The sequence below is a fragment of the Achromobacter sp. 18P8.1.1 genome, from assembly GCF_057799415.1.
In genome coordinates this window covers 64978-77990 of record NZ_JBYOKH010000022.1, presented here as the reverse complement: position 1 = coordinate 77990, position 13013 = coordinate 64978, and the positions used below count along the sequence as shown (strand labels likewise).

At 64.4% G+C, this 13013-nt stretch carries 12 protein-coding genes; 3 read left to right on the top strand and 9 right to left on the bottom strand.

Annotated features, from left to right (window positions below; translation table 11 throughout):
- Positions 1-147: 147 nt before the first annotated feature.
- From gsiD to AC27VE_RS15780, 6 genes are all read right to left on the bottom strand, one after another.
- Complete coding sequence (gsiD, locus tag AC27VE_RS15805; protein ID WP_006223881.1) at positions 148-1047, bottom strand: glutathione ABC transporter permease GsiD; 900 nt, start codon at positions 1045-1047, stop codon at positions 148-150.
- 7 nt (positions 1048-1054) lie between these two features.
- Complete coding sequence (gsiC, locus tag AC27VE_RS15800; RefSeq protein ID WP_315132272.1) at positions 1055-1975, bottom strand: glutathione ABC transporter permease GsiC; 921 nt, start codon at positions 1973-1975, stop codon at positions 1055-1057.
- 89 nt (positions 1976-2064) lie between these two features.
- Positions 2065-3618, bottom strand: a complete 1554-nt coding sequence (gene gsiB / locus AC27VE_RS15795) for a glutathione ABC transporter substrate-binding protein GsiB (protein ID WP_006223879.1) — start codon at positions 3616-3618, stop codon at positions 2065-2067.
- A gap of 66 nt (positions 3619-3684) precedes the next feature.
- Positions 3685-5571, bottom strand: a complete 1887-nt coding sequence (locus AC27VE_RS15790) for a dipeptide ABC transporter ATP-binding protein (protein WP_006223878.1) — start codon at positions 5569-5571, stop codon at positions 3685-3687.
- A gap of 44 nt (positions 5572-5615) precedes the next feature.
- Entirely contained in the window at positions 5616-6596 is a 981-nt protein-coding gene (locus AC27VE_RS15785; RefSeq protein ID WP_006223877.1) for an isoaspartyl peptidase/L-asparaginase family protein, read from the bottom strand.
- Positions 6593-7468 (bottom strand): MurR/RpiR family transcriptional regulator, encoded by an 876-nt coding sequence (locus AC27VE_RS15780; RefSeq protein ID WP_006223876.1) that lies wholly within the window; start codon positions 7466-7468, stop codon positions 6593-6595. Before AC27VE_RS15780 ends, AC27VE_RS15785 begins: the two co-directional genes overlap by 4 nt.
- Before the next feature lie 191 nt (positions 7469-7659).
- Here AC27VE_RS15780 and AC27VE_RS15775 point away from each other — a divergent pair, with 191 nt between their 5' ends.
- Positions 7660-8118, top strand: coding sequence for a GNAT family N-acetyltransferase (locus AC27VE_RS15775; RefSeq protein WP_427956910.1), 459 nt, complete (start codon positions 7660-7662; stop codon positions 8116-8118).
- A gap of 55 nt (positions 8119-8173) precedes the next feature.
- On the opposite strand, the gene AC27VE_RS15770 is transcribed toward AC27VE_RS15775, so the two are convergent.
- The 3 genes from AC27VE_RS15770 to AC27VE_RS15760 form a co-directional block, all read right to left on the bottom strand.
- A complete protein-coding gene (locus tag AC27VE_RS15770) occupies positions 8174-8827 on the bottom strand; it encodes a CoA transferase subunit B (RefSeq protein ID WP_006223869.1) in 654 nt (217 codons plus the stop codon).
- A 12-nt stretch (positions 8828-8839) separates the two neighbouring features.
- Entirely contained in the window at positions 8840-9538 is a 699-nt protein-coding gene (locus AC27VE_RS15765; RefSeq protein WP_054423951.1) for a CoA transferase subunit A, read from the bottom strand.
- Between the two features lie 287 nt (positions 9539-9825).
- Complete coding sequence (locus tag AC27VE_RS15760) at positions 9826-10275, bottom strand: acyl-CoA thioesterase (RefSeq protein WP_035212832.1); 450 nt, start codon at positions 10273-10275, stop codon at positions 9826-9828.
- A 113-nt stretch (positions 10276-10388) separates the two neighbouring features.
- Between AC27VE_RS15760 and AC27VE_RS15755 the strand changes: the two genes are divergently transcribed.
- Both AC27VE_RS15755 and AC27VE_RS15750 read left to right on the top strand, forming a co-directional pair.
- A complete protein-coding gene (locus AC27VE_RS15755; protein WP_427956913.1) occupies positions 10389-12035 on the top strand; it encodes an electron transfer flavoprotein-ubiquinone oxidoreductase in 1647 nt (548 codons plus the stop codon).
- Positions 12036-12102: 67 nt separating this feature from the next.
- A complete protein-coding gene (locus AC27VE_RS15750; protein WP_488704389.1) occupies positions 12103-12954 on the top strand; it encodes an NAD-dependent epimerase/dehydratase family protein in 852 nt (283 codons plus the stop codon).
- Positions 12955-13013: the final 59 nt, after the last annotated feature.

Here is a 13013-nt window from a genome sequence, read left to right as displayed (position 1 = left end):
CGCCGCCCTTCGTTCGACTCACGCGCCCCCAATGGGGCGCATGATCCAAACGAGGACGGCGGCGAGAAGAGCCTGCCGCCTGACGCCGCCCCCTTTTGGGATAGCTGCCCCCCGAAAAGGGGCGGCGCGGCGCGGCGGGGCACTCATTTACTTGCGGTCGATCTTGGGGTCGAGCGCGTCGCGCAGGCCGTCGCCCAGCAGGTTGAAGGCCAGCACCGTCAGGAAAATCGCCAGCGCCGGGAAGATCGCCACGTGCGGGGCGATCACCATGTCGGCGCGCGCCTCGTTCAGCATCGCGCCCCACTCCGGCGTGGGAGGCGATGCGCCCATGCCCAGGAAGGACAGGCTGGCCGCGGTGATGATCGACGTGCCGATACGCATCGTGCCGTACACCACGATCGGCGAGATCGTGCCGGGCAGGATGTGGCGCATGATGATGGTCCAGTCGGACGCGCCCACGCTCTTGACCGCTTCAACATAGGTCATCTGCTTGATCGACAGCGTATTGCCGCGTACCAGGCGGGCGAACGCCGGCACGCTGAACACGGCCACGGCCACGATCACGTTGACCATGCTGGAGCCCAGGATGGCGACCACGCCGATGGCCAGCAGCATGCCGGGGAAGGCCAGCAGCACGTCCGAGATGCGCATCGTGATGCGTTCCCACCAGCCTTCGTAGTAACCGGCCATCAGGCCCATGAAGGTGCCGACGATGGCGCCCATGGCAACGGACAAAAAGCCCGCCGCCAACGAGATCCGCGCGCCCATGACGATGCGGCTGAAGATGTCGCGGCCCAGCGAATCCACGCCCAGCCAGTGGGTCAGCGACGGGCCGGCGTTCAGCGCGTCGTAGTCGAAGAAGTTCTCGGCGTCGAACGGCACGATCCACGGCGCGAAGACCGCGACCACGACCAGCAGCAGGACGAAGATGCCGGCGCCCACGCCCAGCTTCTGTTTCTTGAATTTGCGCCAGAACTCGGTGGCGGGCGTGCGCACGTCGTTCTTGGGAACAGCGGCGATGGTCGTGGCGGGTGTCGTATTGCTCATGGCCGCCTCACTTGTAACGGATGCTGGGATTGATGACGCCATAGAGCACGTCGACAATCAGGTTGATCAGGATGAATTCCAGCGAGAACAGCAGCACCAGGCCCTGGATCACCGGATAGTCGCGCTGGGTCACGGCGTCGACCAGCAGACGGCCAAGGCCGGGCCAGTTGAACACCGTCTCGACCACGATCGAGCCGCCCAGCAGGAAGCCGAACTGCAAGCCCATCATGGTCACGACGGGAATCAGCGCGTTGCGCAGCGCGTGCTTGATCACGACGCGGCGTTCGGTCAGGCCCTTGGCGCGGGCGGTCCGCACGAAGTCTTCCTGGATGACTTCCACGAACGAGGCTCGCGTGAAGCGCGCCATCACGGCGGCCACCGCGGCGCCCAGCGTGATGGACGGAAGGATGTAGTGTTTCCAGCTAGAGGCGCCGACGGTCGGCAACCAGCCCAGGTTCACGGAGAACACCTGCATCAGCATCATGCCCAGCGCGAACGCGGGGAAAGAGATGCCTGACACCGCCAGCGTCATGCCAAGGCGGTCGGGCCAACGGTTACGCCAGACGGCCGACACGATCCCGATGATCATGCCGAAGGTCACTGACCACGCCATGCTGGCCATCGTCAGCCACAGGGTGGGCATGAAGCGGTCGGAAATCTCGGTCGAGACGGGGCGCTTGGTACGCAGCGAGGTACCCAGGTCGCCTTGCAGCATATGGCTGAAATAGCGCACGAACTGCTGCGGCAGGGGCAGATCCAGCCCAAGTTCCTTGCGCACCAGCTCAACCGTTTGCTGGTCGGCCTCCTGGCCCGCGGCCAGTCGCGCCGGGTCGCCCGGAAGCATGTGCACAAACAGGAACACGACCACGGCTACCAGCAGCAGCGTGGGGATCATGCCCAAAAGACGTTTGACGATGTAGGTCAGCATTGAAATTCCTGCAACATCGGCGGGGACACCGCGCCCCCGCCGTATGTGGCCTTACAAGGGCCCGAAGGCCCCGAGAGTGACTGCTAGGTTTACTGCTTCAGTTCGATGTCGCCGAACCAGAACGAGGTGTCCGGCTCCACGTACACGCCCGACAGGTTCTTCGACTTCACGTACAGGTTGTTCTGGGTCACCAGGAAGGCCCACGGGGCGTCCTTCCAGATGGTTTCCTGAACGTTCTTGTAGATTTCCGTCTTCTTGGCGCGATCGGTCGTGGCCAGCGCCAGCTGAATGCCGTCGTCCACCGACTTGTTCGAGTAGTACGACACGTTGTTCAGCACCGGCGGGAACGCGGCGGTGGTCAGGAGCGGACGCAGGCCCCAGTCGGCTTCACCGGTCGAGGACGACCAGCCGGCGTAGTACATGCGGACCTTGGCGTCTTCAGGCTTCTGCACCTGTTGGACGCGCTGCACGCGCTGACCCGATTCCAGCACTTCCACCGACACCTTGATGCCGACTTGCGCCAGTTGCTGCTGCAGGAACTGGACCACCTTCACCGAGGTGCCGTCGTTATAGGCGGACCACAGTTGGCTTTCGAAGCCGTTGGGGTAGCCGGCTTCAGCCAGCAGGGCCTTGGCCTTCTTGATGTCGTACGGCCACGGGCCGGTCTTGTGCGCGAAGTCCACGCCGGTGGGCACGACGCCGTCGACGATGGTGGCGTAGCCCGAGAAAGCGACCTTGGCCAGGGCTTCCTTGTTGATGGCGTAGTTGATCGCCTCACGCACCTTGACGTTGTCGAACGGCTTTTGCTGCGTGTTCATCGACAGGTAGCGGGCCATGATCGAGTTCTTGTGATCGACCACGTCCAGCTTGTCGTTCTTCGACAGCACGGCGGCCTGTTCGAACGGCACCGGGAAAGCGAACTGCGCTTCGCCCGTCTGCACCACGGCGGCGCGGGTGTTGTTGTCGGTCACGGTACGGAAGGTCAGCGTGTCGACCTTCGGGTAGCCCTTCTTCCAGTAGCCGTCGAACTTCTTGACCTTCAGGTATTCAGCCGGCTTCCATTCGACGAATTCGAACGGGCCGGTGCCCACCGGGTGGAAACCGATTTCCTTGCCGTACTTGGCCAGGGCGGCCGGCGAGATCATCATGGCGGCCGGGTGGGCCAGCGCGTTGATGAAGGCCGAGAACGGCTTCTTCAGCGTGATCTTGACGGTCAGCGGATCCACCACGTCGATCTTTTCGATGACGCTGAACTGGATGTAGCGCGACAGGCGGTTTTCCGGGTTGGCCGGACGATCGAAGTTGATCTTGACCGCTTCGGCGTTGAAGTCGGTGCCGTCGTGGAACTTCACGTCGGGACGCAGCTTGAACGTGTAGACCAGGCCGTCTTCGCTGACGGTGTAGTCGGTCGCCAGGACCTTCTGGACCTTCAGGTCCTTGTCGAATTCGAACAGGCCTTCGTAGTAGGCCTTGCCGGCCGCCTGGTTCAGGGTGCTGTTGGTGTTGTACGGGTCAAGCGTTTCCAGTGCGATGGAGACGGCAAACGTCACGTCCTTGGCGGCAAACGCCAACGGCGAAGTGAGCACACCGAAGGCCACCGCAGCGGCGGCCATCAGCTTGGTGGGGCGCAGAACTTTCATCATTGCAACTCCTGGTTCCAAAATGGAATTAGGGGGTTTGGTGGAAGAAAAACAAGTACGACAACGGAATCAATACGCGCCGCCGACCGGATGGCGGGCAACGAAGTGATCGGTTCCAACCTGCACCAGCGGCTGCACCACCGGCTCGTCGCCGAGCTTGCGGATCGGGCTGGGGATTTCATCGGACAGCAAGGTGCGCTTCAGATGGCGGCGCGCCGGATCGGCGATCGGCACGGCCGACATCAGCTTCTTGGTGTACGGGTGCTGCGGATTCTCGAAAATGGCGCGGCGCGGGCCGATCTCGACGATCTGGCCCAGGTACATCACGGCCACGCGATGGCTGACACGCTCCACCACGGCCATGTCGTGCGAGATGAACAAGAACGAAATGCCCATGTCGCGCTGCAGGTCGATCAGCAGGTTCACGATCTGGGCCTGGATCGACACGTCCAGCGCCGACACCGATTCGTCCGCGATCACGACCTTCGGGTTCAGGGCAAGCGCGCGCGCGATGCAGATGCGCTGACGCTGACCGCCCGAGAATTCATGCGGATAGCGCTGCGCCATTTCCGGCGGCATGCCCACGCGCTCCAGCAATTCAGACACGCGGCGCTCGGCGTCGCGGCCCTTGGCCACGCCGTGCACCAACAGCGGCTCCATGATGGAGAACCCGACCGTGACGCGCGGATCCAGCGACGCGAACGGGTCCTGGAACACGAACTGGATGTCGCGGCGCAGGGATTGCAGTTCGCTGTTCTTCAGGCGCACGATGTCGCGCCCGCCGAACTTGATCTCGCCGCCCTGGCTGTCCACCAGACGCAGCAGCGAACGGCCGGTCGTGGACTTGCCGCAGCCGGATTCGCCCACCAGCGACAGCGTTTCGCCCGGGTACAGGTCGAAGCTGACCTGTTCCACGGCGTGCACGCGACGCTGCACGCGGCTCAGGATGCCGCCGCGCAGATCGAAGCGCGTCACCAGGTTGCGCACGCTCAGGATCGGCTCGCGCTTGGCGGCCGGCACTTCCTGCGTGCTGGTGACGCCGGGTTCGGCCACGGGCTGCGCCTGGCCTTCCACCTGCAGCAGGGGGAAGCGCGCGGGCAGATCGGTGCCTTCCATGGCGCCCAGCTTCGGCACCGCCGACAGCAGCGCCTTGGTGTAGGAATGCTTGGGTGCGGAGAAGACCTGTTCCGACGGGCCTTCCTCGACCTTGTCACCGCGATACATGACCAGCACGCGGTCGGCCACTTCCGCGACCACGCCCATGTCGTGGGTGATGAACACCACGCCCATATGCATTTCTTCCTGCAGCTGACGGATCAGTTGCAGGATCTGCGCCTGGATGGTGACGTCCAGCGCGGTGGTGGGTTCGTCGGCGATCAGCAGCGCCGGCTTGCAGGCCAGCGCCATCGCGATCATCACGCGCTGGCGCATGCCGCCCGACAACTGGTGCGGATAGCGGTCCAGCACCGATTTGGCTTCCGGAATGCGCACCTGTTCCAGCATGCGCAGCGCCTCGGCGCGCGCGGCCGCAGCGTCCTTGCCCTGGTGCTGGCGGATCGATTCGGCGATCTGGTCGCCTGCCGTGAACACCGGGTTCAAGGAGGTCATCGGCTCCTGGAAGATCATGGCCATGTCCGCGCCACGCACATTGCGCATCACGCGTTGGCTGGAACCGACCAGGTCGATCACGGAGCCGTTGCGCCGACGCAGGGCCATGCTGCCCTGGGCGATGCGGCCGCCGCCATGTTCCACCAGACGCATGAGTGCCAGGGACGTCACCGACTTGCCCGAACCCGATTCGCCCACGATGGCCAGGGTTTCACCCCGGTCCACATGGAACGACAGGTTGCGCACGGCTTCGACCGTGCGCTCCGAACCTACGAAGCGCACCGTCAGGTCGTCGACCTGGACCACGCGGTTTTCCGGCAGCGCCAGGCTGTTTGCGCGATCAACCATCTCTTTAATATCCCCAAATACTGAAAAAACGAACCCGTCGCCGCTTAACGATAGATCGCGGTAACCGGCTTTTCGCCCACGCGGGCGTAACCCCGATACATGCCTTCCGTGTTGAAAGGCAACGCCACATTGCCCTGGGCGTCGACGGCCACCAGGCCGCCCTTGCCGCCGATGGTGGGCAGTTTTTCCATCACGACGCGATCCGCCGCCGCTTCCAGCGACGCACCGCAATATTCCATCTGTGCCGCCACGTCGTAAGCCGAGACCATGCGGATGAACATCTCGCCGGTGCCCGTCGTGGAGACGGCGCAAGTCTTGTTGCTGGCGTAGGTGCCGGCGCCGATCAGCGGCGCATCGCCGACGCGGCCGACCTGCTTGTTGGTGATGCCGCCGGTGGAGGTGGCAGCCGCCAGGTTGCCCTGGGCGTCAACGGCCACCGCGCCGACCGTGCCGAACTTCTTGTCGGCATCCAGCGGATCGGCCGGTGCGGGCTGGCCGCGCGCGACCATGGCCTGGCCGTCGTGATCCAGCACGGCGGCTTCCGGCGTTTCGCGCTGCACGCGCAGCAGTTGTTCGCGGCGGGCTTCGGTCGAGAAATACGACGGATCGACGATTTCCAGGCCCGCGTCGCGTGCGAAGGTTTCAGCGCCCTCGCCCACGAAAAACACGTGCTTGCTGGTTTCCATGACCTTGCGCGCGGCAAAGATAGGGTTGCGCACGCAGTTCACGTTGGCGATGGCGCCTGAACGCAGCGTGGCGCCATCCATGATGGCGGCGTCCAGTTCGTGGGTGCCGGCGCTGGTGAACACCGCGCCATGGCCGGCGTTGAACAGCGGGCAATCTTCCAGCAGGCGCACGGCTTCGGTGACGGCGTCCAGAGCGCTGCCGCCACGGGCCAGCACGGCTTGGCCGGCGGTCAGGATGGACTCCAGGGCGGCCAGGTATTCCTGTTCTTTCTCGGGCGACATGGCCGCGCGGGACATCGCGCCGGCGCCACCGTGAATGGCAATCACGGGTTGAATCATCGTTTACCTACTCCATGGATAAGCCACGGCATCACGGACTGGGTCACCCCAGCAGCGGCCGCGACGGAATTCTTGGCCCGATAGGCCACCGCGGCGGACAGGGCTTCGATCAGCCCCAGCGCAGCGGTTTCGGAATTGGGAATCAGCTGGCGCGCGGAAAACGCGTAGAGCACGACGGATGCCGTGGGCGCCAGCGGAGATGTGGGTTTGTCGGTCAGCACCAGAACGGGCACGCCAGCCTGCTTGGCGGCGGCGGCCAGCGTCACGGTGTCGGCCAGATAGCGCGGGAAACCGATAGCGATCACCAGGTCCTTGGCGGTCATGCGCGACATCTGGCGCGCCGCGTGCGACACGCCGCCGGGACCGGCCAACGATTCGACGGAATGCAGGCTCATGCACAGGCCGCGTTGCAGCAGGCCGGCCAGAAAGCCGCTCGCGCCGAAACCGATGATGAACACGCGGTCGGCGGCCAGGATGGCCTCCACCGCCTGCTCACAGGCGGCCGAATCCAGCGATTGCAGGTTGCGCTGCGCGTTGCGGATGTCTTCTTCCAGCGTGGCAGCGAAGATCTGCACGGCGCTGGCGGAATGCGCCAGTTCGGTACGCAGCTTTTCGACGGGTTCCAGCGCGGCTTCGAATCCGCGCGCCAGTTCGGCGCGGAATTGCGGATAGCCCGGCAGGTCCAGGGCGCGCGCAAAGCGGTTGGCCGTGGCCACCGATACCCCTACCGCTGCCGCGAACTCGTCGATGGTCATCGTGGCGGCGCGGAACTGGTGCGCCAGCACGTACTCGGCCATCTTGTGCTGCGTCCGGCTCAACGCGGGCTGAGCCCGGGCGATCCGATCAGCGATCGTAAGTGCGGCCTTGTTCATCGGTGGGGGGATGGGTCTTAGCTGAGGTTTGTGTAAATCTGTTTACACACAAATTTTAGATAAGAAAATTCATTTTCATAGTAAGGGTATACCCGTGAATTTATGTAACAGTGCATCAAAAGAAACGGGGCCGGTTTGAGGTACGCTAACGGCGCCCTGTTTTTCACCCCCTGAAGCCTTGGATTGACGCAATGCCCGATTGGATCTGCAAGCCCCACCAGGACCTGACCGTGCCGGAGATCTACGCGATCCTGCGCCTGCGCACGGAAGTTTTCGTCATAGAACAACAGTGCATCTTCCAGGACATCGACGGCAAGGACCTGATCGGCCAGACGTGCCATCTGATGGCATGGCAGGACGGCCAATTGGCCGCCTATTGCCGCATGCTGGACCCGTCGCAGAAAGATGGGCAGATCGAGATCGGACGCGTCATCACCGCGCCCTGGACACGCGGCCAGGGGCTGGGCCACGAGCTGATCCGCCATGCGATGCAGGAAGTGCGCCAGCGCTGGCCCGGCCGCGCCATGTACCTGGGCGCCCAGGCCCGCTTGCGCAACTACTACGGCGGGCACGGCTTTGTGCAGGTCACCGAGGAATACATCGAGGATGGCATCCCGCACGTGGGAATGCGGCTGGACGAAACCGCCTAGCGCCCAATGAAAAACGCCCCTTGCGGGGCGTTTTGCGTAAACGGGAGCAGCCGGTTTATTTGACGGCCGACACGTCCAGTTTGGCCAGCGTCTTGGACTGGATTTCGTCCACGGTCACGCCAGGCGCTGTTTCGAGCAGCTTCAGGCCGCCTTCGGTGACTTCCATCACGCCCAGGTCGGTGATGATCAGATCGACCACGCCCACGCCGGTCAGCGGCAGATTGCATTCGGGCAGCAGCTTGATGTCTTCAGTGCCGTCCTTCTTCTTGGCCACGTGCTCCATCAGGACCACGACGCGGCCGACGCCGGCCACCAGGTCCATTGCGCCGCCCATGCCCTTGACCATCTTGCCCGGAATCATCCAGTTGGCCAGATCGCCCTTTTCGGACACCTGCATCGCGCCCAGGATGGCCAGGTTGATCTTGCCGCCGCGGATCATCGCGAACGAGTCCGCAGACGAGAAGATCGACGAGCCCGGCAACGTCGTCACCGTCTGCTTGCCTGCGTTGATCAGGTCAGCGTCGACTTCGTCATCGGTGGGGAACGGGCCGATGCCCAGCAGGCCGTTCTCGGATTGCAGCCACACTTCCACGCCCTTGGGCACGTGGTTGGCCACCAGGGTCGGCAAGCCGATACCCAGGTTCACATAAAAACCGTCTTGCAGCTCGCGCGCGGCGCGCGCCGCCATTTCATCGCGGGACCATGCCATGTCGTCTTCTCCTTAGGCCGGGCGAGTGGTGCGTTGTTCGATGCGCTTTTCCGGCGTCGTGTTCAGCACGATCCGTTGCACATAGATGCCGGGCAGGTGGATCTGATCGGGATCCAGGCTGCCGGTGTCAACGATCTCTTCGACCTCGACCACCGTGAACTTGCCGGCCATGGCGACGTTCGGGTTGAAGTTGCGGGCCGTCTTGCGGAACACCAGGTTGCCGCTGCGGTCGGCGATGTGCGCCTTGACCAGCGACACGTCCGGCACCAGCGAACGCTCCATCACGTATTGCTGGCCGTCGAACTCGCGGATTTCCTTGCCGTCGGCCACGATGGTGCCCACGCCGGTGCGCGTGAAGAACGCGGGGATGCCCGCGCCGCCGGCGCGCAGCTTCTCGGCCAGCGTGCCTTGCGGGGTGAACTCAAGCTCGAGTTCGCCCGACAGGAACTGGCGTTCGAATTCCTTGTTCTCGCCCACGTAGGACGCGATCATCTTGCGGACCTGGCGCGTATTGAGCAACTGGCCCAAGCCGAAACCGTCGACGCCCGCATTGTTGCTGATGCACGTCAAATCCTTCACGCCCGAATCGCGCAGCGCGGCGATCAGGGCCTCGGGAATACCGCACAGGCCGAAACCGCCCACGGCGATCATCTGACCGTCCTTGACGATGCCTGCCAGCGCCTCCTGGGCGCTTGCAAAAACCTTGTCCATCGCTCCAACTCCTAGTTAAGGTCGAACTCAAGAGTGCCCGCCCCGCCGCTTGCGCGGCCGTCCCGCCTGGGGATCAAGAAATTCGGGGAGGGCCCTGTTTTTCCTTGGAGCGCGGCTGCCGGCGTCGGCCCCAGACGGCATCGCGACATTGCCCGATGTCTCTGGGTCGCGGCGCCGAGGGTGGCGCGCCCCTTTATTTCTATTCTGGTTTTGCGCTTGATTTTAACGGCATGACGGCCAATTCCGCGCGGGCTTTCGGAGGATCGCCCCTGCGGGATTGCCCGCCCTCAGGCGGCTGCCTTGAACTGCGTCGCCATCTGCGCCAGCACTTCCTGCGGCCACGGTGCGGACGTATTGGCCACGTAGTCCATCCAGACTAGCACGTTGCGCCCGCGCGCATAGGGGCCGGCATCGTCGCCCACCTTCTCCAGCAGCAGCTCGAATTCCGCGCTGGAACGGCCGATGCGGGTCACTTTGTGCGTGACGCGCACGGTCGCCGGATACGTCAGCGGGCGCAGGAAATCGCACGAAGCATGGGCCAGGATGGCGCCGTTGTCGGCAGGCAGCTCGAAGCCCGCGTCGTACAGGATCTGCATACGCGCCTCTTCCATCAGGCGGAAATACAGCGTGTTGTTCAGATGATTCAAGGCGTCTGAGTCGCCCCACCGCAAAGGCAATTCCACCTGATGGGTATCGCCCACCGCCAGAATCCGCGCAGACAGATTGTCCGGGTTCACCAATTACTCCTGAAGGCTAAAAGAAATACGAAGGCATACATGGCCTCCGCCTGCAATACAATCGCCGATAATACTTCCAGCCATATATGGAATACATACGGGGAGCTTTGCAAATGTCTGAACGCGAGTCGATGGAATATGACGTGGTCGTGGTTGGCGGTGGACCCGCCGGCCTGGCCACCGCAATCCGTCTAAAGCAGCTGGCCGCTGAAAAGAATCAGGAGATCGGCGTCTGCGTCCTTGAGAAAGGCGCGGAACTGGGTGCACACATCCTGTCCGGCGCCGTCATGGACCCGCTGGCACTGACCGAGCTCATCCCCGACTGGAAGGAAAAAGGCGCGCCGCTGAACGTGCCCGTCACGCAGGACAAGTTCCTGTTCCTGTCCCAGACGGGCGCGCGCGCCACGCCCAACTGGCTGCTGCCGCCCTGTTTCCACAACGAAGGCAACTACATCGTCCGTCTGGGCGACGTCGTCAAGTGGATGGGCGAACAGGCCGAAGCGCTGGGCGTGGACATTTTCCCCGGTTTCGCTGCCGTTGAAGTGCTGTACGACGAAAACGGCGCCGTGCGCGGCGTGGTCACTGGCGACATGGGCGTCGCCCGCGACGGCTCGCATACCGACCACTACCAGCCCGGCATGGAACTGCATGCCCGCTACACGGTGTTCGGCGAAGGCGCACGCGGCCAACTGGGCCGCCAGCTGATCGAACGCTTCAAGCTCGACGACGGCCGCGATCCGCAGGCCTACGGCATCGGCATCAAGGAAATGTGGGAAGTCGATCCGGCGCAATCCAAGCCCGGACTCGTCATCCATACGGCCGGCTGGCCGCTGGATTCCGACACCTACGGCGGCTCGTTCCTGTACCACCTGGACAACAACCTGGTCGCAGTGGGCATGATCGTCGGCCTGGACTACGCCAACCCGTGGCTCTCGCCGTTCGATGAATTCCAGCGCTACAAGACGCACCCGGCCATCCGCGGCACGTTCGAAGGCGGCAAGCGCATCGCCTACGGCGCCCGCGCCATCACGGCCGGCGGCCTGCTGTCGTTGCCCAAGCTGACCTTCCCGGGCGGCGCGCTGGTCGGCTGCGAAGCCGGCTTCCTGAACGCGTCCCGCATCAAGGGCAGCCACGCCGCCATCAAGTCCGGCAAGCTGGCCGCCGAAGCCGCGTTCGACGCCCTGGTGGCCGACCGCCGCCAGGACGAGCTGACCGCCTATCCGAAGGCGTTCGAGGCCTCCTGGCTGCACGCCGAACTGAACAAGGCGCGCAACTTCAAGCAGTGGTTCAAGAAGGGCCGCACCATCGCTACCGTGATGACCGGCGTCGAACAACTGCTGCTCAAGGGCAAGATGCCCTGGACCCTGCGCCACAGCAAGCCCGACCACGCCTGTCTGCAACCGGCATCGGAATGCGCCCGCATCGACTATCCCAAGCCCGACGGCAAGCTCACTTTCGACAAGCTCAGCTCGGTGTTCATCTCGAACACCAACCATGAGGAAAACGAGCCCATCCACCTGACCTTGAAGGATCCGTCGGTGCCGGTCAGCGTCAACCTGGCCAAGTACGGCGGCCCGGAATCGCGCTACTGCCCGGCCGGCGTGTACGAGTTCATCAAGGACGACCACGGCGACGACCGCTTGCAGATCAACGCGCAGAACTGCGTGCACTGCAAAACCTGCGACATCAAGGACCCGACCCAGAACATCGTCTGGGTGGCGCCGCAAGGCGGCGAAGGGCCGGTGTACAGCGGCATGTGATCCGGCCGGGGCCCGCCCCGCCACAAGGCGCCCCTTGGGGCGCTTTTTCATTTTTCAGGTGACTTCCATGACCGAACGCGTACTTCTCATTGGCTGCGGCGACCTGGGCCAGCGCGTCGCCCGGCGCTTCCTGGCGCGCGGCGACGAGGTCCATGCGCTGCGCCGCCATCCGCCCAAGGACGACGACAGCGGCATCCGGTGGCTGCAAGGCGACATCACGCAGCCCGCCAGCCTGCCCGCCCTGCCCGCGGCCGTGACCCGCCTGATCCACCTGCCCGCCCCCGGTTCGCGCGACGCCGCGGTCTACCGGGGCGTCTTCATCGACGGCCTGCAAGCGGTGCTGGACGTACTGGATGCGTCGCGGCTCAAGCGCGTTGTGTTCGTGTCGTCCAGCGCCGTCTATGGCAAACATGAGGGCGGCTGGGTGAACGAAGACACGCCGCCCGCCCCGCAAGGGTTCAACGGCCAGGTGCTGCTGGAGGCCGAAGCGGCGCTGGCGGCACGCGGCCTGTCGTCCACCTCGCTGCGGCTGGCCGGCCTGTACGGGCCGGGCCGTCTGCAATTGATCGAGCGGCTGCGTAGCGGGGCGGCGGGCGCGCCCGTGCAACCCGAGCATTGGGCCAACCGCATCCATATCGACGATGCAGCGGCCGCGGTCGTGCATCTGGCGTTGCTGCCGGACGTCGATCCCGTCTACATCGGCTGCGACGACACGCCGCTGCCGCTGCATGCGCTGTACGCCGAGCTGGCGGCGATGGCCGGCGCGCCTGCCCCACGCATCGCGCCTGCCCCGGCGAACGTGGGCAGCAAGAAGCTCAGCAATGCCCGTCTACGGGCAAGCGGGTTCACGCTGCAGTGGCCGGATTCACGGGTGGGATACGCGGCCCTGCTGGCCGACGCCGGCGCAGCGCAGGCATAGTTCGTCCGGCGCCGAATCGTTGATTGTCCGGGCGGTGGATACTGGCAGCCAGATCCACC